General features: G+C 38.1%; 23 protein-coding genes and 1 tRNA gene. 14 read left to right on the top strand and 10 right to left on the bottom strand.

Annotated elements, in window-relative coordinates; translation table 11 throughout:
• Positions 1–42 precede the first annotated feature (42 nt).
• The 3 genes from AC1RJ8_RS18060 to AC1RJ8_RS18070 all read right to left on the bottom strand — a co-directional run bounded on the left by AC1RJ8_RS18060 (position 43) and on the right by AC1RJ8_RS18070 (position 4,074).
• A complete protein-coding gene (locus tag AC1RJ8_RS18060) occupies positions 43–2,187 on the bottom strand; it encodes a glycoside hydrolase family 97 protein (protein ID WP_492954817.1) in 2,145 nt (714 codons plus the stop codon).
• A gap of 161 nt (positions 2,188–2,348) precedes the next feature.
• Complete coding sequence (locus tag AC1RJ8_RS18065; protein WP_492954816.1) at positions 2,349–3,602, bottom strand: DUF2130 domain-containing protein; 1,254 nt, start codon at positions 3,600–3,602, stop codon at positions 2,349–2,351.
• A gap of 91 nt (positions 3,603–3,693) precedes the next feature.
• Positions 3,694–4,074, bottom strand: a complete 381-nt coding sequence (locus AC1RJ8_RS18070) for an OsmC family protein (RefSeq protein WP_492954815.1) — start codon at positions 4,072–4,074, stop codon at positions 3,694–3,696.
• Positions 4,075–4,187: 113 nt separating this feature from the next.
• Between AC1RJ8_RS18070 and AC1RJ8_RS18075 the strand changes: the two genes are divergently transcribed.
• Together AC1RJ8_RS18075 and AC1RJ8_RS18080 are read left to right on the top strand one after the other, a co-directional pair.
• The gene (locus AC1RJ8_RS18075) at positions 4,188–4,553 is read left to right on the top strand and encodes a YtxH domain-containing protein (protein WP_426325679.1); all 366 of its coding nucleotides are present in this window, start codon (positions 4,188–4,190) and stop codon (positions 4,551–4,553) included.
• A 104-nt stretch (positions 4,554–4,657) separates the two neighbouring features.
• Positions 4,658–5,404 carry a YdcF family protein gene (locus AC1RJ8_RS18080; protein ID WP_492954814.1) on the top strand — a complete coding sequence of 249 codons (747 nt, stop codon included), beginning with the start codon at positions 4,658–4,660 and terminating at the stop codon, positions 5,402–5,404.
• A gap of 81 nt (positions 5,405–5,485) precedes the next feature.
• Here AC1RJ8_RS18080 and obgE read toward each other — a convergent pair whose 3' ends face one another.
• The 6 genes from obgE to AC1RJ8_RS18110 form a co-directional block, all read right to left on the bottom strand.
• Positions 5,486–6,481: a GTPase ObgE gene (obgE, locus tag AC1RJ8_RS18085; protein ID WP_029277724.1), complete on the bottom strand. Its 996-nt coding sequence runs from the start codon at positions 6,479–6,481 to the stop codon at positions 5,486–5,488.
• A gap of 156 nt (positions 6,482–6,637) precedes the next feature.
• Positions 6,638–7,213, bottom strand: a complete 576-nt coding sequence (locus AC1RJ8_RS18090) for an adenylate kinase (RefSeq protein WP_492954813.1) — start codon at positions 7,211–7,213, stop codon at positions 6,638–6,640.
• Positions 7,214–7,811: 598 nt separating this feature from the next.
• A complete protein-coding gene (locus tag AC1RJ8_RS18095) occupies positions 7,812–9,155 on the bottom strand; it encodes a serine hydrolase domain-containing protein (protein WP_492954812.1) in 1,344 nt (447 codons plus the stop codon).
• Positions 9,156–9,387: 232 nt separating this feature from the next.
• A tRNA-Arg gene (locus AC1RJ8_RS18100) sits at positions 9,388–9,461 on the bottom strand.
• A 99-nt stretch (positions 9,462–9,560) separates the two neighbouring features.
• Positions 9,561–10,025 (bottom strand): redoxin domain-containing protein, encoded by a 465-nt coding sequence (locus AC1RJ8_RS18105; RefSeq protein WP_492954811.1) that lies wholly within the window; start codon positions 10,023–10,025, stop codon positions 9,561–9,563.
• Positions 10,026–10,125: 100 nt separating this feature from the next.
• Positions 10,126–11,034 carry an SDR family oxidoreductase gene (locus tag AC1RJ8_RS18110; protein ID WP_492954810.1) on the bottom strand — a complete coding sequence of 303 codons (909 nt, stop codon included), beginning with the start codon at positions 11,032–11,034 and terminating at the stop codon, positions 10,126–10,128.
• Between the two features lie 161 nt (positions 11,035–11,195).
• On the opposite strand from AC1RJ8_RS18110, the gene atpD reads away from it, so the two are divergent.
• Positions 11,196–12,698 (top strand): F0F1 ATP synthase subunit beta, encoded by a 1,503-nt coding sequence (gene atpD / locus AC1RJ8_RS18115; RefSeq protein ID WP_029276465.1) that lies wholly within the window; start codon positions 11,196–11,198, stop codon positions 12,696–12,698.
• An 86-nt stretch (positions 12,699–12,784) separates the two neighbouring features.
• Positions 12,785–13,030, top strand: coding sequence for an ATP synthase F1 subunit epsilon (gene atpC / locus AC1RJ8_RS18120; RefSeq protein ID WP_029276466.1), 246 nt, complete (start codon positions 12,785–12,787; stop codon positions 13,028–13,030).
• A gap of 64 nt (positions 13,031–13,094) precedes the next feature.
• Here atpC and AC1RJ8_RS18125 read toward each other — a convergent pair whose 3' ends face one another.
• On the bottom strand, positions 13,095–13,964 hold the full coding sequence (locus AC1RJ8_RS18125; protein WP_492954809.1) for an alpha/beta fold hydrolase: 870 nt from the start codon (positions 13,962–13,964) through the stop codon (positions 13,095–13,097).
• 477 nt (positions 13,965–14,441) lie between these two features.
• On the opposite strand from AC1RJ8_RS18125, the gene AC1RJ8_RS18130 reads away from it, so the two are divergent.
• The 10 genes from AC1RJ8_RS18130 (at position 14,442) to ilvC (ending at position 23,974) form a co-directional block, all read left to right on the top strand.
• The gene (locus tag AC1RJ8_RS18130) at positions 14,442–14,579 is read left to right on the top strand and encodes a hypothetical protein (protein ID WP_492954808.1); all 138 of its coding nucleotides are present in this window, start codon (positions 14,442–14,444) and stop codon (positions 14,577–14,579) included.
• 173 nt (positions 14,580–14,752) lie between these two features.
• The gene (gene ilvE, locus AC1RJ8_RS18135; RefSeq protein WP_131031715.1) at positions 14,753–15,643 is read left to right on the top strand and encodes a branched-chain-amino-acid transaminase; all 891 of its coding nucleotides are present in this window, start codon (positions 14,753–14,755) and stop codon (positions 15,641–15,643) included.
• 125 nt (positions 15,644–15,768) lie between these two features.
• On the top strand, positions 15,769–16,347 hold the full coding sequence (locus AC1RJ8_RS18140; protein ID WP_492954807.1) for an O-methyltransferase: 579 nt from the start codon (positions 15,769–15,771) through the stop codon (positions 16,345–16,347).
• 242 nt (positions 16,348–16,589) lie between these two features.
• Entirely contained in the window at positions 16,590–18,272 is a 1,683-nt protein-coding gene (gene ilvD, locus AC1RJ8_RS18145) for a dihydroxy-acid dehydratase (RefSeq protein WP_492954806.1), read from the top strand.
• 47 nt (positions 18,273–18,319) lie between these two features.
• Positions 18,320–18,910 (top strand): ORF6N domain-containing protein, encoded by a 591-nt coding sequence (locus AC1RJ8_RS18150; RefSeq protein ID WP_492954805.1) that lies wholly within the window; start codon positions 18,320–18,322, stop codon positions 18,908–18,910.
• Positions 18,911–18,931: 21 nt separating this feature from the next.
• Complete coding sequence (gene ilvB / locus AC1RJ8_RS18155; protein WP_492954804.1) at positions 18,932–20,683, top strand: biosynthetic-type acetolactate synthase large subunit; 1,752 nt, start codon at positions 18,932–18,934, stop codon at positions 20,681–20,683.
• Between the two features lie 47 nt (positions 20,684–20,730).
• Positions 20,731–21,369, top strand: coding sequence for an acetolactate synthase small subunit (gene ilvN, locus AC1RJ8_RS18160; protein WP_440827337.1), 639 nt, complete (start codon positions 20,731–20,733; stop codon positions 21,367–21,369).
• Positions 21,370–21,483: 114 nt separating this feature from the next.
• Positions 21,484–21,873, top strand: a complete 390-nt coding sequence (locus AC1RJ8_RS18165; RefSeq protein ID WP_492954803.1) for a glyoxalase superfamily protein — start codon at positions 21,484–21,486, stop codon at positions 21,871–21,873.
• An 18-nt stretch (positions 21,874–21,891) separates the two neighbouring features.
• Positions 21,892–22,356 carry a DinB family protein gene (locus tag AC1RJ8_RS18170; protein WP_492954802.1) on the top strand — a complete coding sequence of 155 codons (465 nt, stop codon included), beginning with the start codon at positions 21,892–21,894 and terminating at the stop codon, positions 22,354–22,356.
• 136 nt (positions 22,357–22,492) lie between these two features.
• Positions 22,493–23,974 (top strand): ketol-acid reductoisomerase, encoded by a 1,482-nt coding sequence (ilvC, locus tag AC1RJ8_RS18175; RefSeq protein ID WP_029276477.1) that lies wholly within the window; start codon positions 22,493–22,495, stop codon positions 23,972–23,974.
• Positions 23,975–24,052 lie beyond the last annotated feature (78 nt).

The following is a 24,052-nucleotide window of genomic DNA, read 5'->3' on the forward strand; positions in this document are numbered from 1 at the left end:
GAAGCAGTGTCAGTTGGTAACAATTGGCACCACCAACTTAATTTATTTCGCCATAATACTTATCGCATATCCGCCACCCGGTGCGCAATACTGCGTTAATTTAGTTTTACTGGTTACCTCCATTTTACGGACAGTATAGGCTTTAGGGTTTGTTTCGTAATGGGCATCTTTTGCATCGGCATAAATGGTTGCAGTATATTTTTTCCCGGGATCTAAAAAGCTGAAATCGATCTTAGATGTCCGCGCCACTTCATCATTGGTACGGCCAACAAACCAGTTGTTTTTACCTTTTGCCTTACGCGCAAAAGTGATATAATCGCCTGGCTCTGCTTCTAGAACTTTGGTATCGTCCCAATCTACTGCCACATCTTTAATAAACTGAAAAGCATCCATATACTTATTATACGTTTCAGGTAAATCGGCAGCCATTTGCAAAGGACTATACATGGTAACATAAAGTGCCAGCTGGCGGGCCAATGTGCTGTGCACAAAAGAAGTATTTTCGGGGTTATAAACACTTACTTTAGTTTCAAAAATACCTGGCGTATAATCCATCGGACCACCAATTAAACGTGTAAATGGCAAAATTGTAGTATGATCGGCATTATTGCCCCCAAAAGCTTCGTATTCTGTTCCCCTTGCCGATTCGTTTCCAATTAAGTTCGGATAAGTACGCGCCAGGCCTGTTGGGCGAACAGCTTCATGTGCATTCACCATAATTTTATAATCAGCTGCTTTTTGGATGGCATACAGGTAATGGTTATTTAACCATTGGCCATAATGATGCTCTCCCCTTGGGATCATGTTGCCTACATAACCGCTTTTAACGGCATCGTAACCATTGGCTTTCATAAATTTATAAGCGGTATCTAAATGGCGCTCATAATTACGTACCGACGAAGAAGTTTCATGGTGCATAATCATTTTAATGCCTTTGCTTGCAGCGTAACGGTGCAGTTCTTTTACATCGAAATCGGGATAGGGCGTTACAAAATCAAACACATAATCTTTTGTTTTACCGAACCAATCTTCCCAGCCTTCGTTCCAGCCTTCAACTAAAACAGCGTCCAATCCGTTTTTAGCAGCAAAATCGATGTATTCTTTTACATGTGCCGTATTTGCAGCATGTTTTCCGTTAGGTTTTGTTTTGGCATAATCGGTTATCCCTAATTGCACACTGGTTAAATCATTATAGGCCCAGGTACTTTTACCTGTAATCATTTCCCACCAAACACCTACATACTTGGTTGGTTTTATCCACGATACATCTTTAAATTTTGTTGGTTCATTTAAGTTATAGGTTAGCTTTGAGGTTAAAATGTCACCTGCTTTATCGCTTACAATAATGGTTCTCCAGGGCGATAAACAAGGCGCTTGCATATAACCTTTATCGCCAACTGCATCAGGCGTTAGCCACGATTCTAACACCATATTTTTATCGTCGAGATTTAACGACATTAAAGAGTAGTTGATCAGTGCCGCTTCATGGATATTGATGTATAAACCATCTTTACTCTTCATCATCAAAGGTGTTTGTAAGCCCGTTGGCGAAAAAGTAGTTTGTGAAGCATTTGGTGTAACCGCAGCCTTCATTTTACCGCGTACTTCTGATAAGTTTGAGGTTACCGTACTGTATTCCTGTGTATCATAATCACCCGGAAGCCAAAATGCTTTATGATCGCCTGCTAAGGCAAACTGGGTTTTCTCTTCTTTAATTACGAAGTAATCTAAGTTTTTTTGCTCTGGAAATTCGTATCTAAAGCCTAAACCATCATTAAAAAGGCGGAAACGTACAATAATATAACGGTTGCTTTCTTTTTGGGTTAGCGTTACCGCCAATTCGTTATAATGATTTACAATTTCTTTAACCTCGCCCCAAACCGGTTTCCAGGTTTCGTTAAAAGTGCGCGTTTTGGTATCAGTAATAGTGAAACCATTCAGGAACGATTTACCATCTTTAAGTTCAAGCCCCAACTTGCTGGTTTTAATAACGTCTTTTCCTTTGTACTTTAAGCTATAGGTAGGTACCCCCCCTTCAGCCAAAGCAAAGCTGGCCAACAGGTTGCCATCCGGCGACTTTAAATCTTTTTCGGGAACGTTCCCGAAAACATTCCCGAAAAATAGCAACGTGCATAGTAAAGTAAGGATTCCAGAGCGGTTAAAGGATTGGTTAGGTTTCTTATTCATGTTATCATTTATTTTTTGTTGTTACTATTTATATACATTAGAACTGGCGGTTTCCACTCCACACATGGCAATGAGCACCGTCAGTCCATTCAAATAGATCCTGAAACAAGTTCAGGACGACTATACGTTATAAAAATCGGGACAGGATGACGTACTGCAAGTTACTCTAAAAGCAACGTATCATCATCCTCATCGGTTAAGCTCAGCTGCACACTATCGCTACCGGCAATACCTTCTATCGAACCCCTGATATGGGTCGCATTTAACAATACTTTTTCTAACTGCTTTTCGCGTGCTTTCCATAAGCGTTCCATCGCATCACGCTCGCGTTGTATGGACAGTTTCATGCTCATAAAACCTTCTCTAATGGCTTTCCATTGCTCTGAAAACTCTGCGCCCATTAAATAATCGTAAAGCATGTGCATTTTTTCTCCGCGGTTTTCCTGCGATTTTACTGCACCTGCCAAGCGCAATATTCCTTCGCGCAACACGTATGCTACAGCATTTACTTCTTCGAAAGAGCAGATCCAAACCCCATCGCGCTGCCCGAAACAATCCATGCCTTTTGGGTAACATTGACTTACGATTACCGCTACATCAATTCCCATACTGCGCATATCTTTCTTCAGTTTTTCGATCCAGTCGCCACCAAAATCTTTGGTACGCTTGCTTTCGTAAATAATTTTACCGCATTCTTGTCCAAATTGGTTGCGTACCACCTGTACACAATCTGCACCACGCACTCCTTTGCCAACTTCTTCAATTAAATCAAAAGGATAATTGGTACGGAGTAATTCTTCCAAAATCAGTTCCTGCACTTCGCCCTGCAATTGCATACTGCCCTGCTCAGCCTTACGTTTCATTTCTTCGGCCAATTTTTTCTGGTCGTCGAGCTGTTTTTCTAATTCTTTTAAACGCAATTGGTGTTCGGTATCTTTAATACTATTTTTTTCTGCCTCCTGCTTACGGATCTGTTCTACCAGCTCGTTACGCTGTTCTTGCATTTTACGTTGAAAGGCAAGTTCCATTTCTTCTTCCTTTACCTTAAGGCTTTCCTCGCGGCGTAAAAACTCAAGTTCCTTTTCGCGGGCCAGCTTTAATTTTTCTGCATTATCTTTCGCGTTGCCCTCCAACATTTGCAGTTTGGTTTCAAAATCAGCCGAAATGCTTTTACGCAGATTTTCCTCCAAATCATCCTTAAGCTTGCTTTTCTCTTCTGCAAGTTTGGCATCAAAAGCTTTCAATTGCTGTTGTTTTTCTGATTCAAAAACCTGCAGTTTACGTTGATATTCATCATCTTTCTGCCTTGCATAAGCAGCCGCTTTCTCACGTAACTCTTTCTTATAATCTTCGGCCATGGCTTCTTCCATCGGAAAAACATGGGCACAATTGGGGCATTTTATTTCGGTAGGCATAAATTATTTTTTTACCACAGCGAACGCTTGGGTTTTGACAAAGATATTAAAGCTTTTTGTCAATGTATAAACGAGTTTTGCACCGTTACCATTAAAGTACCTTCGATCTGATTTCGTGACCGGACGCTAAAATTTTACTTACCGGGCATTTTGCGGCAATTTCTTCCAACCTGATTTTTTGTTCTTCAGTAAGTATCCCAGTACATACAATTTCTTCAAAAAATATGGTTTCTCCGTTTTCGGTATCAATATTTACTTCCACCTCAATTTTATCGATAGGCCACTCCTTTCTATCGGCATACATCCTTAAGGTAATGGCTACACACGATGCCAAAGAGGCCATTAATAATCCCTTAGGGGCAAAACCTTTATGTGTTCCACCTAAGTCTAAAGGTTCGTCTACTATAATATCATGAGAACCATTGGTTACCGAACACGCATAGTGTTCCCTGTTTATTGTTGCTTTTACCATTTATTAGATATTTAAAATATTAAACTTACCAAATATTATGCTTTATTGCGATTTGGTTTAGATTTTACGAAACATTATATGATGGCATTTGTTCTTTTTTAAAATGCTACGTTATGAAATACAGAAAGTTAATCGGAAAATACTTAAAGCACGAATCGGACAACAGTGCAAAAATAGCACTAGCCTTAGTGGCTGGTTTAGCAGCGGGCGCAGTAATTAGTATTTTATTTGCCCCTGATAGTGGTGCAGGTACCCGTGGAAAAATTGCGGGCGGGGCTAGAAATCTTCGTTATGGATTTCAGGACAAATACAATCTTTTAAAAGAGAAAGTTTTTGGTGTTGAAGCCATTGAAGAAGATATTGTTGAGCATGAAGTGCCACATTTTAAACATACTGTTACTAAGAAACGTAAATCGGATGTGAAGGAAATTTTAGAAAACGCTCATGAAAACGGTCAGGTACAGGAAGGCCAGGGATAAAAATATAAAAGACATGAATTGGTTATTGGCATGCATTAATTAATACATGCCAAAACCTTTCACCGTTTAAACAATTTCTTAGTTTTACAGGATAATATCTGCATATGATTTTTATCCTCTCGAAGATTTTGCTCTTCCTCATTAAACCTATAGTGTGGATTTTTGTGCTTTTGATTTTTGCAATCGCATCAAAACATCCTAAAAGGAAAAGACAATTCTTAATACTTACCCTAATTATTTTCATCTTTTTCTCCAACGGTTTAATCGTTGGCAAAGTTATAAACAATTACGAAGCCGGCTATCCAAAAATAGGGAAATACGATGTTGGAATAGTATTAGGAGGCTTTTCGGGCTTAAATAAACGAAATAATGAAATTGCTTTTAATTGGGCAGGGGATAGATTGTTCCAGGCAATTGCACTTTATAAAAAAGGACAGATTAAGCAGATATTGCTTAGTAGCGGGAGCGCAAATTTAGTAGACCGAAAAATAAAAGAGGCTGATTTAGCCATTAAGTACTTAAAGCTGATCGGTATTCCTGATTCTGCAATTCTGATTGAAAACCAAAGCAGAAATACTGTCGAAAATGCCAGGTACAGCCTGGCACTCATTGCGAAAAGTACCCCTAAAGCTAAAGTTTTGGTCATTACCAGTGCCTGGCACATTCCAAGGGCAAAACTGATTTTTAATAAACAGGCTAAACAAAAAATTGAATATTATCCAACCAATTTTTCTGGAGATACTGAATTCGACTTAAGTGATTTCATTATTCCAGATGCCAGCGCATTAGGAACATGGGAAATGTTATTTAAAGAATGGATTGGTTTGGCTGTAGATCGGATAAGGGCTTAACTATCTAATTGTTCATTAGTCATTGCTTCATTGGTTGAAATTCGCACCAATAAACAACCGGCTAATGAACTGATGAACTTCCTATCCTTCAATTGCTTTCCAAAGCATATCTTTCAGTTCTAAAATATTTTTTTCAGCTACTGAGGAAATAAATATAGATGGAATATTTGGCAGATCCTGTTTCATTTCTTCCATCAGTTCTTCATCTAACATATCTGATTTGGTAATGGCTAAAACATGCGGTTTCTGCATCAATTCAGGATTGTAAGATTCAAGTTCGCTTTTAAGGATTTCGTATTCTTCTTTAATTGAACGACTTGTATCGGCCGGGACCATGAATAACAATACGGAATTTCGCTCAATATGGCGTAAGAAGCGATAGCCTAAACCTTTACCTTTCGATGCACCTTCGATAATTCCTGGAATATCGGCCATTACAAAAGATTTTCCGCCCCTGTAACTCACAATACCCAGGTTAGGAACAATGGTAGTAAAAGGATAATCGGCAATTTCTGGCTTAGCAGCTGAAACTACTGAAAGTAAAGTAGATTTTCCTGCATTTGGGAAACCAACCAGACCAACATCGGCCAAAACTTTTAATTCTAAAATGTTCCAAACCTCTTGTCCCTGCTCGCCTGGTTGTGCAAAACGAGGTGTTTGCTGAACAGAGTTTTTAAAGTGTGCATTACCCAAACCGCCACGGCCGCCGGCTGTTAATATTTTGGTTTCGCCATCTTTGGTAATTTCGAAAAGAATTTCTCCTGTTTCAGCATCTTTTGCTATGGTACCAAGCGGAACCTCCAAAATCTCATCTTTCCCTTGTTTACCGAATTTATGAGAACTACCGCCTGCGCCACCATCTTCAGCAATAATGTGCTTACGGTATTTAAGGTGTAATAATGTCCAGATATGGATACTACCTTTAACGATAATGTGGCCGCCACGACCGCCATCACCACCATCGGGCCCGCCCATTGAGGTTAAAATATCACGATGCAAATGTGCCGAACCTGCCCCGCCCTTACCAGAACGGCAACAAATTTTTACATAATCTACGAAATTCGAACCCTGTGACATATTTTAATATTGAAATGTTAATACTGGAACGTCGAAACAACAATTCCTTTAAAATTAAAGAGTTATAACGTTTTAACATTATAACTCTTTTTATGTTTTTGAATACTGGATCAGGAATTAATTAAAACCTTTTCTTTTATATCCACTACTTGAACTTTATACCTTATACTGATCGATTACAGCGCAAAGATCATTATATACTATTTCTATTTCACCAATTCCGTTTACCTTGTTCAACTTTCCTTGCTCTTCATAATAAGGCAATACGTGGATGGTTTTATCAAAGTATTCTGAAATCCGCTTTTTCAATTTTTCAGCATCATCATCGGGGCGACCGCTGGTTTTATGACGTTCGGCAATACGTTTTGTTAACTCCTCCTGATCAACATCTAAAGCAATTACGCCAGCAATTTTACTGCCTTTACGCGCTAAAAATAAATCAAGCTCAATTGCTTGTGGAACGGTACGCGGAAATCCATCAAACACAAATCCTTTAGCATCAGGATTTTTATCTACCTCTTCTTCAAGCATGGCAATTGTAATGGCATCTGGAACCAATTCTCCATCAGCTAACAATTGACTTACTTTTTTTCCTAATTCTGTTTCTCCTTTAACGTGTGCTCTAAAAAGATCGCCTGTTGAAACATGTACCAACTGATATTTTGCAATCAGCTTTTCAGATTGGGTGCCTTTACCCGCCCCTGGAGGGCCAAAGAGAACTAAATTAAGCATTCAAGTTGTTTAGGTTGTCTTCAAAAATTAAAAAAGCCTTATTCCTATGGCTCCGTTAAAAGTAATATTCAAATCACTGATTAATAGGATTAGACATTGCTTACTTTCAAGGCTGCAAATATATAATTATTAATTTAGATGCCATTTAAAATTGATGATTTATTTAAAAATGGGCTATTTTAATGACATTTATCTTCTTCCAAGAAGAATCTTGTGCCATTTTTGTATTTAACAGAATTTTCTTCAAATATTAAGGGGGGCTGACCAAACAATCCTTATACATTTTTATTAAATCTGACCAAAAACTTAAGCATTTACTGCATTACTGAACTGACATTTTTCATTGTCCCACGGATGGGTGTCCACTTAAAATTTTCACAGAACGCCATAAAGATCATTTCGAGCCGTGCATGTGGACAACTAATGTACGGTAGAGCAAGTTTAGAATTACTTATAAAAAAATTGATACTCAAGCCGACTTAACCACCAAAACCGGGGAGGAACCACTTTCAACGAAATACATGAACCCGGACCCAAAAGAATTGCCAAATCCAAAGGAAAACAATCAAACGCGAAAGGGATAACAAAATATAGTGCTCTAATCCAATCTACCACCAATTTTAGTGGATAAACCTGATTTAATCGTTAAAGATAGTTTCCCATCCTTGCCTACATTGAAAGTCAGGGTCATATTTGAATCCGCAATAAAGAATCTATTCTGGCTTTCAGCAAAGAGCCTTACCGGAACAGCATTAGCAGTACTGAGATAAAGGTTATCCGAAATAAGGTCAACCGAAGTGGCGTAACTCCCCGATATATCATAGCTCCCGATATAACTGGTTAAAGTTTTAGTGGAAACCAGTATTTCCTGTTTAGGCTTCGGAAGGGCATAAGGCTTTTTATTTAAGATGGCAATAATTTTAGCTCCAATAGACTCAATAATGGTACTGGTTTGATTGGTAAGCATAATGATGCAGATATCATCCTGTGGTATCCGGGCAAAGTAGCTTGTTGCACCCTCAAGATTCCCCGAATGATAGGCAATCTTTTTTTCGTATAGTGAATCTATGAACCAACCGTAGCCATAATCGTCCTTACCTGGCGTATAACATTCAGCAAGAGACCTCGAAGAAATAACCTTATTGTGCCTAAGCGCATCATTCCATTTTACCAGATCACCCACCGCGCTGTAAAGACCACCTGATGCATAAGTCCAGCTTTCATCCCAGATCTTCGCTGTTACAAAGCGGCCAGAGGAAAGATACTCATAACCAACAGTCTTTAGCCCGCTTTTTAACCTTGAATAATCATAACCGCTACTGCTCATGCCGAGCGGCCTGAATATCATTCTACTTACCGCCTCACCATACTGCATGCCGGTAACTTTTTCGATAATCATTCCGAGCAGATCATAACCTGAATTACTGTATGAAAATTCACTTCCCGGAGTAAATTCCAGCGGCTGTGATGAAAAATATTGCAATAGTTCTTCACGATCAGCTTTCAGACCTGAAAAGACCCTTTCACGCAAGGCTGAATCAGCGAGTACTTCCCGAATTCCAGATGTGTGCCCAAGCAGCTGCGCTACTGTTATTTTTTGCTCGGGATGCAATACCGGAAAAAAATCAGATATCCTGGTGTTGAGCGATAGTTTTCCTTCTTCTATCAATTTCATGGTCAGTACAGCAGTGAAAGTTTTGCTCAAAGAGGCTAACTGGAAAATTTCATTGCCATTGCATTTAATACCCTTTTCCACGTCTCTAAACCCATAAGAGTCATTGAAAACCGTTTCCCCTGATTTGATTACGACAATATTACCGTTAAACTTATTCAACTTTGCATAAGCCCCTATAAGGCTATCGATCGCTTTAGGAACTGACCGGGCAAAGGCACAAATGGAAATAAAACAAAAAAGGAAAAAGGCAAGTATAGTTTTCGTCACAACGTCGAGTATTTTAAATGTAGACTACTTTTTCCCTAAAAAGGTTACAAACTATTTTAATAACTTTCCTATTAAAATATAAATTATTTGCGCTCTGGATAAACCTTTGTCGATTGACCTCATCTCGCCAATAATAAATGAATCTATTATCCGACAAATATCTTAAAATGAGATACTTAGATATGGTTATTGTAAACAAAAAAAGGGATGATTTAAAAATCATCCCTTCAAGTGCACTTGTAGGGATTCGAACCCCAAACCTTCTCATCCGTAGTGAGATGCTCTATCCAATTGAGCTACAAATGCGTTTCCGTATCGTTAACGGACTGCAAAGGTATAATTTGATATTTTAATTTCCAATTAAATTTTAAAAAAATCTTAAAATAATTCTTTGCAGAATAAGCTTTACGCGCTCAATGCATCATTAATTGCTTTAAAATCAGGTAAATCCTTTGCATCTTCTAAAACTTCTGCATGGGCGATTTTTCCTTCTTCATTGATCACAAAAGCTGCTCTTTTGGAAACACCTTTCAATCCGAACACAAATTCATCATAAAAAGCACCATAAGCTGCTGACACTTCTTTGTTAAAATCAGACAATAAAGGGAACTGATAACTTTGAGCTTCTTTAAACTTAGCCAAAGAGAACGGAGAATCAACTGAAATGCCAATTACCTGCGCATCTATCCCTTCGTAATAGCTAAAATTATCGCGCATGGTACATAATTGTTCTGTACATGTTCCGGTAAAAGCCATCGGGAAAAAGTGAATAATAACTTTTTTGCCTTTGAAACCAGAAAGCGCAATTTCGGTTAAATCTGAACTGTATAATTTGAAATCAGGGGCGTTATCGCCAATTTGTAATGCCATTATGTATTTTTTATGGGTTAAATATATTAATTGGTTTAGTAGTTCATTGGCTATTAGCTTATTAGTATTGTATCCTCCCAATAAAATAATAACCGGTGAACTAATTATCTTTTTTCATCTGCTGATCTAAAATGGCCAAGCCTTCTTCAAAACTATGTGGACGGTAATCTAAATCTTTAATGGTCTTACCCAAAATAAAACCAGTTCTAACCGGTCTATTAGCCATCTGGTTTAAACTTGTAGAACTTATTTCATTAATAAAAGATTGATCGAGCCCCCAATAATCGGCAACTTTTCGCACTAAATCTGCAATACTCATGTAATCTTTACCCGACACGTGATAAATTCCTTTTGCATTTTTTTCTACAGCCAGCAGGCAGGCTTCAGCTAAATCTTCGGCCAAAGTGGGCATGCGCCACTGGTCGTTTACTACGTTAATAGGTGATGCTTTTTCTAATGCCGCTTTGGCCCACAATACGATATTGCTCCGGCTCATATCACTACTTATCCCATATAACAATATTGTTCTTAAAATTGCCCAGTTTACTTTTGAGTTCTTCAACAGCGCTTCTGCCAGTACTTTCGATTCGCCATAATAACTTACAGGATTAACGGCATCTTCTTCTTTATATGGTCCGTCGGCACCATCAAAAACAAAATCGGTGCTTAAATGAATAAGCTGAATATTTTTTTCTTCACATATTGATATCAGCGTTTGAACTGCATCTACATTTAACTGGCGACAAAGCGCTTTATTGGCTTCACAAGTATCAACATTGGTCATTGCTGCAGTGTGCACAATGGCATCAGGGCTGTATGTTTCGATAACTTCCCTAACCTGAGCAGCATTTAAAATATCCATTTCTGCATATCCATACCCACCCTTTACCGGATAGCGATTTGTTCCTTTAGAAGTGGCAACAAGCTTTACCCTGCCCTCGGCGAGAATTTTTTCAGTTAATTTCTGCCCTAAAAGACCGTTGCTACCTGTTGTTAAAATGGTTTTCATATGCCTTATTTATAGCGCTAAATTATCTATAAAAACCATGTTGAAAAAATTTATAATATATATTTAAAATTAAGTAAGAATAACTTAACTTTGCCAACCGAATTGGAGCCCCTGTAAACAGCTTTAATTCATTGACTGTAATAAATTTACTCACAACAGATATGCCTAACTTAGGAAAAATAGCACAAATTATCGGCCCTGTGGTTGACGTTAGCTTTGCTAATGATGCCCATCTACCTAAAATTTTTGATGCGTTAGAGATAACGAAAGAAAATGGACAAAAAATTGTTTTAGAAGTTCAACAGCACTTAGGTGAAGATCGTGTACGCGCAATCTCAATGGACTCTACAGACGGTTTAGTTCGTGGAATGGACGTAGTTGATACTGGTGCTGCGATTAAAATGCCAGTTGGCGACCAAATTAAAGGTCGTTTATTTAATGTAGTTGGTGAAGCGATTGATGGTATCAACACAGTTGATAAAACTGATGGTCGTCCTATCCATGCTACTCCTCCTAAGTTCGAAGATTTATCAACTGAAACTGAGGTACTTTTTACAGGTATTAAAGTTATCGATTTATTAGAGCCATATGCAAAAGGTGGTAAAATCGGTTTATTCGGTGGTGCTGGTGTAGGTAAAACCGTATTAATTATGGAGTTGGTAAACAACATCGCTAAAGCTTATGCTGGTTTATCAGTATTCGCAGGTGTTGGTGAGCGTACTCGTGAGGGTAACGATTTACTTCGTGAGTTTATCGAGTCAGGTGTAATCAACTATGGTGACGAATTCTTACACTCAATGGAAAAAGGTGGATGGGATCTGAAAGCTGTTGATACTGAAAAATTAAAAGAATCTAAAGCAACATTGGTTTTCGGTCAAATGAACGAGCCTCCTGGTGCACGTGCACGTGTAGCATTATCAGGATTAACTGTTGCAGAATATTTCCGTGATGGTGATGGCGAAGGCGCTGGAAAAGACATCCTTTTCTTCGTTGATAACATCTTCCGTTTTACGCAGGCAGGTTCTGAGGTATCGGCTTTATTAGGTCGTATGCCATCAGCTGTAGGTTACCAACCAACATTGGCAACTGAGATGGGTTTAATGCAAGAGCGTATTACTTCAACAAAACGTGGATCAATTACATCAGTACAAGCGGTATATGTACCAGCGGATGATTTAACTGACCCGGCTCCGGCAACAACTTTTGCCCACTTAGATGCTACTACAGTACTTTCGCGTAAAATTGCTGAGCTAGGCATTTACCCAGCGGTAGATCCATTAGATTCTACTTCACGTATCCTTTCTCCTGCGGTTTTAGGTGACGAGCATTATAATACTGCACAACGTGTTAAAGAAACTTTACAACGTTACAAAGAATTACAAGATATCATCGCGATCTTAGGTATGGACGAATTATCTGAAGAAGATAAATTAGTGGTATCAAGAGCTCGTCGTGTTCAACGTTTCTTATCTCAACCTTTCCACGTAGCTGAGCAATTTACTGGCTTAAAAGGTGTATTGGTTGACATTAAAGATACCATCAAAGGATTTAACATGATCATGGATGGTGAAGTTGATGAGTATCCAGAAGCTGCATTTAACTTAGTTGGTAGCATTGAAGATGCGATCGAAAAAGGTAAAAAATTATTGGCAGAAGCGAACTAGTATCGAGATTTGAGTATTAAGTACCAGGAATACTAACACGATCTTGATACTTGATACTAGCTACTTGATACTTAAATCTAAAAAAAATGAATTTAGAAATATTAACTCCAGATAAAAAAGTTTTCGAAGGTGAAGTAACAGCGGTTACGGTTCCTGGTACTTTAGGCTCTTTCCAGATTTTAAAAGACCATGCTCCTATCATCTCTACTTTAGAAGATGGAGAAGTTATTATAAAAGCAAACAAAGCTGATGAGCAACGCTTTTTTATTAAAGGCGGTGTAGTAGAAGCTATTCACAATAAAATTGTGGTTTTAGCTGAAGGCGTCGCTTAAGCAAAATAATTAAACATTTAGAAAGCCTCCCGATTTAAAAATCAGGGAGGTTTTTTGTTTTATGTTATTGTTTAACAAAATCACAAACCGCCGCAGTAAATTCCTTATTCTTTTCGTAATAAAGCATGTGCGAACCATCTATCTGCACTACTTTTTGATTGGGGAATTGATAATTTTTATAATAATTTGGTCCAACAGCGCGATCATCCTTACCCGTTATAATTAAGGCCGGCGTTTTAATTTCACTGGTAAGTAAAGCATAATCTTTAAAATATTCAGGATACTGTTGCGCCTTTGTGCTATCCATCAAAGGCATAAAAAGTGTCATTCCGAAATCTGATGTACGCTTATAGGAATTTTCGATGCTGTCCATTTTGATAATGGTATTTACATCATTAGCAATATATTTATACCCAAGATGCACTGCGCTTAACTTTTTTCTAACCAGCGCCGCTTCATTCATTAATTTTTTAAAATCTGTTTCATTTATCATGGTATCCTTTTTCAATAACCAGTATCCATATTCAATTTGTTCCTTAACCTGATTTGGATTCATAAAATGGGCTATTGTATTCGCCATGATGATGCCAGATAAATGTCCGGGATACTTCAGCGCATAATTTATAGCCAGAACACCACCGAACGAATGACTAAGTAAGTACACTTTTTCTGCGCCCAATTTTAACCGCAGTTCTTCAATATCTTGAACGATCCGGTCTAAACTATAATTTTTTGCATTTTGCGAACGACCAGATCCTCTTTGATCCAGATAAACCATCGTTAAACATTTCTCCAGGTTAGCCCCACCCATTTTTTCAAAAGAAAGAAAATCCTGACCAGGGCCTCCATGCAAATAGATACAAACAGGGCCTTTGCCTGCTACCTTAACAGATAACTTTATTGTATCAGAAGTTAAAATGGTTTGGTTTCCCATTTTGAGATGGGCGGTTGAATCTGATGGGGAACATCCACTAAATAATCCGATTAAAAGAATCGAAAGGATATAAATTATTTTCATAGGAATAGTTTCTAATATTAAATTACATAACTATTTCCAATAAGCAATCAAAGGAGTTTAATAATACCATGATATGCACCAAGAAAACATCAATAATGCTTCGCATTTTAACGTCAAAATATCGCCTGAATTTTCAATTTTACATCGCCATTAGCTCGTTTTAGGCAGAAAAACAGAAAATTTATAATGCAAGCATAACAAACATACCGTATACCGTTTTGATATTTGGTCTACGGCTATCGGCATTAAATAACTAATCCAATAATAGTTAAGAATAATATTCCGATTGTTAATATATTTTCAGAATAATATTCTTATTTAACTTTTTTCTGATTTCTCTTGCATATTAATGAACCAAAAACTAAATTGGTTTTTATAAACAATAAGATAAAAATGACCATTCAGAACAACGTATTTTCTACCGCTACTACTGCAAAAGCAGCTGGTAATGTAGTGTTGTTACCTGTCATTTTACTTAACCTCCTACTCCTAAACATTTTATGGGGCAACAAGCGGACGCAGTTTAAATAGATTTTAAAAAACTAAATATACCTAAAGCGTCCCGATACAAACGGGACGCTTTTTTTAAATAACAAAAGGACAGTATTATGAACCGCCCATGATAAATAGTCAAAATAAAAAAATGGAATGCTTATTTATCATGATAAGCTCCATCTGACGGTTAAAACAATAAGAATAAACAGATGAAATACTATAATTCTAATACGATTATTTACCTTGACGGACAGTTTGAAAAGGCTGTAAATAGCAGTACTGACCTTTACGGGCAGTCGCTACACTACGGCTATGCTGCTTTCGAGGGTATTAGAGCCTATAAAACACACAACGGTAACCGCATTTTCAAAGCTGCTGCCCATTTCGATCGCTTAGAGCGTTCTTGCCAGTTGGCAAACATTCCTTTCCCATGGGATAAACAAGAATTAATTGCTGCAACCTATAAATTACTTCAGTTAAACAAACTAAAAGATGCTTATATCCGCCCCTTGGTATTTTGCCACCCAAACATGAAATTAAACGAGCCTAGTGGGGTTTCGATCTTAATCTGTGCCTGGGAATGGGATGCATATTCTGGCAACAAATTGTTAAAATTAACAGTTTCTGATTATGAAAGACCAAACCCAAAATCGATTCCAATGGAGGCGAAATTGAGTGGAAACTATGTTAATTCTATTTTAGCTACTACAGCGGCAAATATTAAAGGTTATGACGAAGCTTTGCTTTTAGATATGCACGGTTTTGTTGCCGAGGCATCTGGAGCGAACATCTTTCTTGAAAAAGACGGAAAACTGTTTACACCATCGTTAGGAAATATTTTACCAGGTATTACACGTGCAACCGTAAAAGAACTTTGCACCGTTCTGGATATAGAATGCATTGAGAAAAAATTAACCATAGAAGATCTTAAAAATGCGGACAGCGCTTTCTTATGTGGAACAGCAACTGAAATAGCAGGTATAGCATCAATTGATGATATTGTATATCGCCCATTGTGGAGAGAATCTCTCGGTTATACCATACAGCGAGCTTATAAAAACCTTGTACTCGAAAAAGTGAATTACGAAGTGATTATATAGCGAGAAGCATACTGGCTGATAGTTAAATAGTTCATTGTTGATGGCCAATTAAGCTATAAACCATCGACTAAAAAACCATCAACCAGTAACAAAATAATTAAATAATAGAAAGCGATTAAAAGCAGATGACCGAAGAAATCAATCAACACTTCCCGAAAGCCTATCAGCAAATTAATGGTGCAACAAAAGCATCAGGATTTGACATGGCTTCTGATGTGTTGACCTGCTCTTTGCTCAGAACACTTGCTGCTACAAAGCCTTCAGGTAAATTTCTGGAGCTTGGAACGGGTACAGGCTTGTCTACTTCATGGATTTTAGATGGTTTAGATCAAGAAAGTACATTGACCTCGATTGATAACGATGCTAAATTTTTAGCCATTGCCAAAACATTTCTTGGTGGCGACGATCGTTTAACATTGCTTGATACCGATGGTGCCGAATGGATTGAAAAGAATAAAGACAAAAAGTTCGATTATATTTTTGCTGATACATGGCATGGGAAATACCTGCTTTTAGAGGAAGCTTTATCTATGCTTAATACCGGCGGACTTTACATCATCGATGATATGCTGCCACAATCGAATTGGCCTGATGGCCACCAGGATAAAGCTATAAAATTGATCAAAGATTTAGAATCCCGCGAAGATCTGCACTTAACCAAGCAGGTTTGGGCAACAGGAATCGCGATCGGAGTAAAAAAATAAATAAGACTAAATAGTTCTTTACTTTTTTAAATAGTTAGTATGTTTGTGATTCATCAAAAACATGAATATAAACACAAACATTATTAGCAACCTAATTATTGTCATTTCTCAAAAGAGAGGTGGAAATCGTTGCGTATAATATAAAAAATATACCACATCGAAACCGCCTCCCACAAGAGGCGGTTTTTTTTTGCCTCAAAAAGAAATAATTGAAATACAACAGCATACATACAATTTAAACAATGAGCGAATTAAACAAGTACAGTAAAACATTTACACAAGACCCTACACAACCCGCAGCGCAAGCTATGCTTTACGGAATCGGATTAACTGATGCTGATATGGCTAAAGCACAGGTCGGTATTGCAAGTATGGGTTACGATGGTAACACCTGCAATATGCACCTTAACGATCTTGCAAAAGATGTGAAAAAAGGGGTCTGGAATAATGATTTAGTGGGCTTGGTTTTTAATACCATTGGCGTAAGTGATGGGATGAGCAACGGTACAGATGGCATGCGTTACTCATTAGTAAGCCGTGACGTAATAGCTGACAGCATCGAAACCATCTGCGGTGGTCAATACTACGATGGAATTATCTCTATCCCTGGCTGTGATAAAAATATGCCCGGCGCGATCATGGCCATGGCACGCTTGGATCGCCCTTCAATTATGGTTTATGGTGGAACAATTGCCCCAGGCCATTACAAAGGCGAAGAATTGAACATTGTTTCGGCTTTCGAAGCCTTAGGGCAGAAAATTTGTGGCAACCTTTCTGAGGAAGATTACCAGGGCATCATAAAACATACCTGCCCTGGTGCAGGTGCCTGCGGAGGGATGTATACTGCAAACACAATGGCATCAGCAATAGAGGCTTTAGGTATGAGTTTGCCTTATTCATCTTCAAACCCAGCAATCAGCCCAGAAAAAAAACAAGAATGTTTAGATGCGGGTAAATACATCAAAATCTTATTAGAGAAAGATATCAAACCATCTGATATCATGACGAGAAAAGCATTTGAAAATGCCATTCGTTCTATTATTATTTTAGGTGGCAGTACGAATGCAGTATTGCATTTTATTGCAATGGGTAAAGCTATCGGTATCGAAATCTCCCAGGATGATTTCCAACGCATGAGCGATGTAACACCTGTACTTGCCGATTTCAAACCTAGTGGAAAATACTTAATGCAGGATTTACATCAGTATGGAGGTATCCCTGCAGTACTCAAATATTTATTGAACGAGGGTTTATTACATGGCGATTGCCTAACCGTAACCGGAAAAACTGTAGCTGAGAATTTGGCTGACGTAAAATCGATCATGGATTATGATCAAAAAATCATTCAGAAGCTAAGTGAGCCAATTAAAGCAACAGGTCACTTACAGATTCTTTACGGAAACCTGGCAGAAAAAGGTTCTGTTGCAAAAATAAGTGGTAAAGAAGGTGAGAAATTTGAGGGGCCTGCACGCGTATTTGATGGTGAACACGATCTAATCGCCGGAATTTCTAGCGGACGTGTTCAACCTGGTGATGTAATCGTAATTAAAAATTCTGGCCCGGTAGGTGCACCAGGTATGCCAGAAATGTTAAAACCAACCTCAGCAATTATTGGTGCAGGTTTAGGCAAATCAGTGGCTTTAATTACTGACGGACGTTTCTCTGGTGGTACACACGGTTTTGTGGTTGGCCACATCACGCCTGAATCTTACAAAGGTGGCTTAATCGGCCTGGTGGAAGATGAAGACCGGATTTTGATCGATGCAGTAAACAACATCATTAGCTTACAAGTAAGTGATGAAGTGATTGCCGAGCGTAGAAAAAACTATGTACAACCAGCATTAAAAGTAACAAAAGGTGTTTTATATAAATATGCTAAAACAGTTTCAGACGCAGCCAGCGGTTGCGTAACTGACGAATATTAAAATCAAAAAATCATCCCCAGATTAATTGATTACTAAGAAAATAGATTATGCAAATAATTAAAAGTATTCAGAATAGGATTTATGAAATCCGGGGAGAAAGAGTAATGTTAGATTTCGATTTGGCATCACTTTATGAAGTTGAAACGAAGGCACTGAATCAGGCGGTAAAACGTAACATAAAGCGTTTTCCAGATGATTTTATGTTTCAGTTAACTTCTGCTGAGTTTGAAGAGATAAGACTTCATATTGATGCAAGTAATCAAGGTACATCATCACAAATAGTGATGACAGGCGGAACCAACTTGAAGTCACAATTTGTGACTTCAAGTTGGGGAGGTACCCGAAAAATGCCTTATGCCTTTACAGAGCAAGGTGTAGCCATGTTGAGTGGTGTTTTAAAGAGCGATAAGGCGATTAATATGAACATTGCCATTATGAGGGCCTTTGTTGATGTTCGGAAAATTTTGCTGAAGCAAAGCAACCTTAACGAACAATTGACAGAAATTAAAGAACGGATTGGCGAACATGATGTTCAGCTCAACGAGCTTTATGATGCAATGGAAAATTTAATAGACGATAAAATTGCTCAATTAAAATGGAACGACAGACAAAGAATTGGGTTTAAAATTAAAGAATAGTAGAACCGCAAAAACATAACTATGGAAACTGCACAAGATACAATACAACAAAACGAGGCGAAAGCAGAAACCTCAAAAACCTTATTCAAAGGAACAGGCTCGCAAGTTTTGTTGAATGGATTAATTGAAGAAGGTGTAACCACCATTTTCGGTTATCCAGGGGGAGCAATCATGCCTATTTATGATGCTCTTTATGATTATGCCGATAAATTAGAACACATCTTAGTTCGCCATGAGCAAGGTGGTATCCACGCTGCTCAGGGTTTTGCAAGAGCAAGCGGCGAAGTTGGTGTTGTTTTCGCAACCAGCGGGCCAGGTGCAACCAATTTGGTTACCGGTTTAGCAGATGCACAGATAGACAGTACGCCATTGGTTTGTATCACCGGACAGGTTTTCGCTCACTTATTGGGAACAGATGCTTTCCAGGAAACCGATGTAATTAATATAACCACTCCAGTTACAAAATGGAACTATCAGGTTACTGATGCCAAAGAAATTCAGGAAGTATTGGCTAAAGCTTTTTACATTGCAAAAAGCGGCAGGCCAGGCCCTGTACTGATCGACATTACCAAAAATGCACAGTTACAATTGGAGGAATTTCCTGAATATGTAAAATGCAATCACATCCGCAGTTATCGCCCGAAACCAAAAGTTAGGGTTGAATATATCGAGCAGGCAGCCGAATTAATCAATTCAGCAAAAAAACCTTTCATTCTATTTGGACAAGGTGTTATTTTAGGTAAAGCTGAAGAAGAATTTAAAGCTTTTATCAATAAATCAGGAATCCCAGCTGCATGGACCATTATGGGCGAAGGTGCTATCCCAACTTCACATCCGCTAAATGTAGGTATGTTAGGCATGCACGGTAATTACGGGCCAAACGTATTAACCAACGAAGCTGATGTAATTATTGCCATCGGGATGCGTTTTGATGACCGTGTAACCGGTCGTTTAGATAAATATGCTAAACAAGCTAAAGTGGTGCATTTAGATATCGACCCTGCCGAAATTGATAAAAATGTTAAAGCAGAAGTTGGTGTTTGGGGCGACTGTAAAGAAACCTTACCCCTACTAACCAATCTGGTTAACGAAAATAAACACGAAGACTGGTTAGCCAAGTTTAGAGATTATAACCAACAGGAAATAGATCAGGTCATTACTCCTGAACTTTACCCTACAGGTGATGAAATGACTATGGGCGAAGTATTACGCAACATCAACGAAATCTGCGGTGGCGATGCCGTAATCGTTACCGATGTTGGTCAACACCAAATGGTGGCCTGTCGTTATGCTAAATTCAATAATACCCGCAGCAACATCACTTCTGGTGGTTTAGGTACAATGGGTTTTGGTTTACCAGCAGCAATTGGTGCTAAATATGGTGCACCTGACAAAACGGTTATCGCAATTATTGGTGATGGTGGTTTTCAGATGACACCTCAGGAATTGGGTACCATTATGCAGTTCGGCGCAGCAGTAAAAATTCTGATCTTGAACAACCGCTTTTTAGGTATGGTTCGCCAATGGCAACAACTTTTTCATGATAAACGTTATTCTTTCGTGAATATCACCAGCCCTGACTTCGTGGCTTTAGCAAAATCGTACTATATCGAAGCGAGCAAAGTTGATGAGCGTGCAAACCTAAGAACTGCACTAGAAACCATGATCAACCATGAAGGTTCTTATTTATTAGAAGTAATGGTTGGTAGAGAAAACAACGTTTTCCCTATGGTTCCTCAAGGAATGAGTGTAAGCGAAATCAGGCTGAAATAATGTAGAAGGTTCAAAGGCCTAAGGTTTAAGGTAAAAAAGAAATTATCATGAGTACTGAAAATACAATAGAACATAAAATAGATAAAGCCGATTTAGACGGAAAGCAGGAATATACCATTACGGTGTATGCCGAAAACCGCATTGGTTTATTAAACAGGATTGCGATTATTTTCTCGAAAAGAAAAATCAATATCGAAAGTTTAAACAGTTCCGCATCAGAAATTGAAGGAATACACCGTTTCAACATCGTTATCCACGAAGGTTACGAAGTAGTGAGAAAGCTGGCCCGTCAGATAGAAAAACAGATTGAGGTATTGAAAGTTTATTTCAACACCAACGAAGAAATTATCTGGCAGGAACTGGCGCTTTACAAAGTTTCTACAGATGAAATTGCAGAAAAAGTAACCGTAGAGCGTTTATTAAGACAATATGGTGCAAGCGCGGTGGTAATCCGTAAAGATTATACTGTTTTTGCAGTAACTGGTCACCGCGAAGAAACTGATGCTTTGGTAAAAGCTTTAGAACCTTACGAACTAATTGAATTTGTGAGATCTGCCAGAGTAGCAATTATTAAAGACAGTGCCGGTTTCCACGAAAAATTAAAGGAATTCGAAGCTTTCGAACCAGGTGAAGAATTGGTAGAAAACGAGTTTTTAGAAAAAGGACAGAAGATTTTTACGATGTAAACCACAACAAATCCGTCATTGCGAGGAGGAACGACGAAGCAATCTTTTAAACTAGTTCAAATAGATTGCTTCGGCTCACACAAACGCGGCCTCGCAACGACGAAAAATAAGAATATGAAATGCAATAAAGTCATACCGATTTTAAGAATATTCGATTACGATAAAGCAGTTGAATTTTATGTAAACTGGTTGGGCTTTAAAATAGACTGGGAACATACTTTTGAAGAAAATACCCCTGTTTATATGCAGATTTCGTTAAATGGGATTGAATTGCATTTGAGCGAACATCACGGAGATAGTTCTCCAGGTGCACATATTCATATTGATTGTACAGGTTTAAAAGCGTTTCATAAAGAAATCATAGATAAAAAGTACAAGTATAACAGGCCAGGTTTGGAGAAAACTTTTTACGGAACCTGGGCAGTAACCGTAAACGACCCGTTCTTTAACAAGATTACCTTTAACGAAGAATTAAGTGAGGCTGAAAAACAAAATGATAATTAGATAGATACGAATTATAATATGATGAACGAGGTATTTGATTTTATAATAAACTCACGCAAGGCATTTATTAAGTTAATAGATGGTTTAACAATTGAAGAATTGAATAAAATTCCCGATGGTTACAACAACAACATCATCTGGAACTTTGGTCATATTGTAGTGAGCACACAAACGCTTTGTTATGTTCGTACAGGTATATTACAAGATGCAACCTCGGTAAAATTTAACGAGTATTATAAAAAAGATACGAAGCCAACTTACACCGTAACAGAAGAAGAAGTAGCAGAACTAAAAGTTATAGCATTGGAGAGCATTGAAAAAATAAAAGAAGATTATGCGAACGAAAAATTTTCGAGCATCACTCCTTTTACAACAGCTACCTATGGCGTACAGATGAACAGCATTGAAGAAATTCTGATCACGACTATTGGCCACGACAATGTACACCAAGGTTATGCATGGGCACTGAAGAAACTGGTATAAACTGGGAGATGTGAGATAGATGAGATATGAACCGATAATAAAAAAATCAGTGTAATCACCTCATCTGTGTAATCAAACCGAAGGAAAAAAAAGAATATATAACGATAATTAAATAGAAATTAACCAATAAAAAACAATGGCAAATTATTTTAACACATTACCTCTTAGAGAAAAATTAAACCAATTAGGTGTTTGCGACTTCATGGACAGTTCTGAATTTTTAGATGGCGTTAGCGCATTAAAAGGCAAAAAACTGGTAATTGTTGGTTGTGGTGCACAAGGCTTAAACCAAGGTTTAAATTTAAGAGATAGTGGTTTAGATGTAAGCTACACTTTACGTAAGGAAGCAATTGAAGGCAAACGCGATTCGTGGAAAAATGCAACTGAAAACAATTTTACAGTTGGCACTTACGAAGAACTGATTCCAAATGCAGATGTAGTAATTAACCTTACTCCAGATAAACAACACACTGCTGTTGTAAATGCAATTATGCCTTTAATGAAAGAAGGTGCTACTTTGTTATATTCTCACGGTTTTAATATCGTTGAAGAAGGTATGCAGATCCGTAAAGATTTAACCGTTATTATGGTTGCACCTAAATGCCCTGGTAGCGAAGTTAGAGCAGAATATGTTCGTGGTTTTGGTGTTCCTACCTTAATTGCAGTTCACCCTGAAAACGATCCTCAAGGTAAAGGATTGGCACAGGCAAAAGCATATTGTGCTGGTACAGGCGGTCACAGAGCCGGTGTATTAAAATCATCTTTCGTAGCTGAGGTAAAATCAGATTTAATGGGCGAGCAAACCATCCTTTGTGGTTTGTTACAAACAGGTTCTATCCTATCTTTCGATAAAATGGTAGAAAAAGGAATCGATGCAGGTTATGCTTCTAAATTGGTTCAATATGGTGTTGAGGTAATTACCGAAGCCTTAAAACAAGGTGGTATTACGGCTATGATGGACAGATTAAGCAATGTAGCTAAAATCAAAGCTTTCGAAATTTCGGAAGAATTGAAAGATATTATGCGTCCATTATTCCAAAAACACCAGGATGATATTATGAGTGGCGAATTTAGCCGTATCATGATGGAAGATTGGGCAAATGGTGATAAAAACCTATTGGCTTGGAGAGCTGAAACTGGCGAAACCGCTTTCGAAAAAACGCCTGCCGGTGATGTTAAAATCGGTGAGCAGGAATATTTCGATAACTATACTTTAATGGTTGCTTTTGTTCGCGCTGGTGTTGAATTGGCTTTCGAAACCATGGTACAGGCAGGTATTAAACCAGAGTCGGCTTACTACGAATCGTTACACGAAACACCACTTATTGCCAATACTATTGCACGTAAAAAATTGTTCGAAATGAACCGCGTAATTTCTGATACGGCTGAATACGGTTGTTATTTGTTCGATCAGGCTTGTAAGCCACTTTTAGGTGATTTCATGAAAAAAGTAGATACTGATTTAGTGGGTAAAAACTTCAACGAAGGTAAAGATGGCGCTGTTGATAACAGACAATTAATCGATATCAACGAGGCTATCCGCTCTCACCAGGTAGAGCAGATCGGAGCAACCTTGCGTAAAGCAATGACTGCAATGAAAGCGATTAAAACAGCATAACCTCACCCCTAAATCCCCTCTCCTAAAAGAGAGGGGACTTTGGACAGGTCTTATAAAAATAATAATTACAAACTTAAA

Source organism: Pedobacter sp. GW822-FHT03F06 (assembly GCF_058801365.1).

Bases quoted from the DNA above. Each gene is read 5' to 3' on its own strand.
- AC1RJ8_RS18060 (WP_492954817.1), bottom strand. From the start codon at position 2,187: ATGAATAAGAAACCTAACCAATCCTTTAACCGCTCTGGAATCCTTACT.
- AC1RJ8_RS18065 (WP_492954816.1), bottom strand. From the start codon at position 3,602: ATGCCTACCGAAATAAAATGCCCCAATTGTGCCCATGTTTTTCCGATG.
- AC1RJ8_RS18070 (WP_492954815.1), bottom strand. From the start codon at position 4,074: ATGGTAAAAGCAACAATAAACAGGGAACACTATGCGTGTTCGGTAACC.
- AC1RJ8_RS18075 (WP_426325679.1), top strand. From the start codon at position 4,188: ATGAAATACAGAAAGTTAATCGGAAAATACTTAAAGCACGAATCGGAC.
- AC1RJ8_RS18080 (WP_492954814.1), top strand. From the start codon at position 4,658: ATGATTTTTATCCTCTCGAAGATTTTGCTCTTCCTCATTAAACCTATA.
- obgE (WP_029277724.1), bottom strand. From the start codon at position 6,481: ATGTCACAGGGTTCGAATTTCGTAGATTATGTAAAAATTTGTTGCCGT.
- AC1RJ8_RS18090 (WP_492954813.1), bottom strand. From the start codon at position 7,213: ATGCTTAATTTAGTTCTCTTTGGCCCTCCAGGGGCGGGTAAAGGCACC.
- AC1RJ8_RS18105 (WP_492954811.1), bottom strand. From the start codon at position 10,025: ATGGCATTACAAATTGGCGATAACGCCCCTGATTTCAAATTATACAGT.
- AC1RJ8_RS18110 (WP_492954810.1), bottom strand. From the start codon at position 11,034: ATGAAAACCATTTTAACAACAGGTAGCAACGGTCTTTTAGGGCAGAAA.
- atpD (WP_029276465.1), top strand. From the start codon at position 11,196: ATGCCTAACTTAGGAAAAATAGCACAAATTATCGGCCCTGTGGTTGAC.
- atpC (WP_029276466.1), top strand. From the start codon at position 12,785: ATGAATTTAGAAATATTAACTCCAGATAAAAAAGTTTTCGAAGGTGAA.
- AC1RJ8_RS18125 (WP_492954809.1), bottom strand. From the start codon at position 13,964: ATGGGAAACCAAACCATTTTAACTTCTGATACAATAAAGTTATCTGTT.
- AC1RJ8_RS18130 (WP_492954808.1), top strand. From the start codon at position 14,442: ATGACCATTCAGAACAACGTATTTTCTACCGCTACTACTGCAAAAGCA.
- ilvE (WP_131031715.1), top strand. From the start codon at position 14,753: ATGAAATACTATAATTCTAATACGATTATTTACCTTGACGGACAGTTT.
- AC1RJ8_RS18140 (WP_492954807.1), top strand. From the start codon at position 15,769: ATGACCGAAGAAATCAATCAACACTTCCCGAAAGCCTATCAGCAAATT.
- ilvD (WP_492954806.1), top strand. From the start codon at position 16,590: ATGAGCGAATTAAACAAGTACAGTAAAACATTTACACAAGACCCTACA.
- AC1RJ8_RS18150 (WP_492954805.1), top strand. From the start codon at position 18,320: ATGCAAATAATTAAAAGTATTCAGAATAGGATTTATGAAATCCGGGGA.
- ilvB (WP_492954804.1), top strand. From the start codon at position 18,932: ATGGAAACTGCACAAGATACAATACAACAAAACGAGGCGAAAGCAGAA.
- ilvN (WP_440827337.1), top strand. From the start codon at position 20,731: ATGAGTACTGAAAATACAATAGAACATAAAATAGATAAAGCCGATTTA.
- AC1RJ8_RS18165 (WP_492954803.1), top strand. From the start codon at position 21,484: ATGAAATGCAATAAAGTCATACCGATTTTAAGAATATTCGATTACGAT.
- AC1RJ8_RS18170 (WP_492954802.1), top strand. From the start codon at position 21,892: ATGATGAACGAGGTATTTGATTTTATAATAAACTCACGCAAGGCATTT.
- ilvC (WP_029276477.1), top strand. From the start codon at position 22,493: ATGGCAAATTATTTTAACACATTACCTCTTAGAGAAAAATTAAACCAA.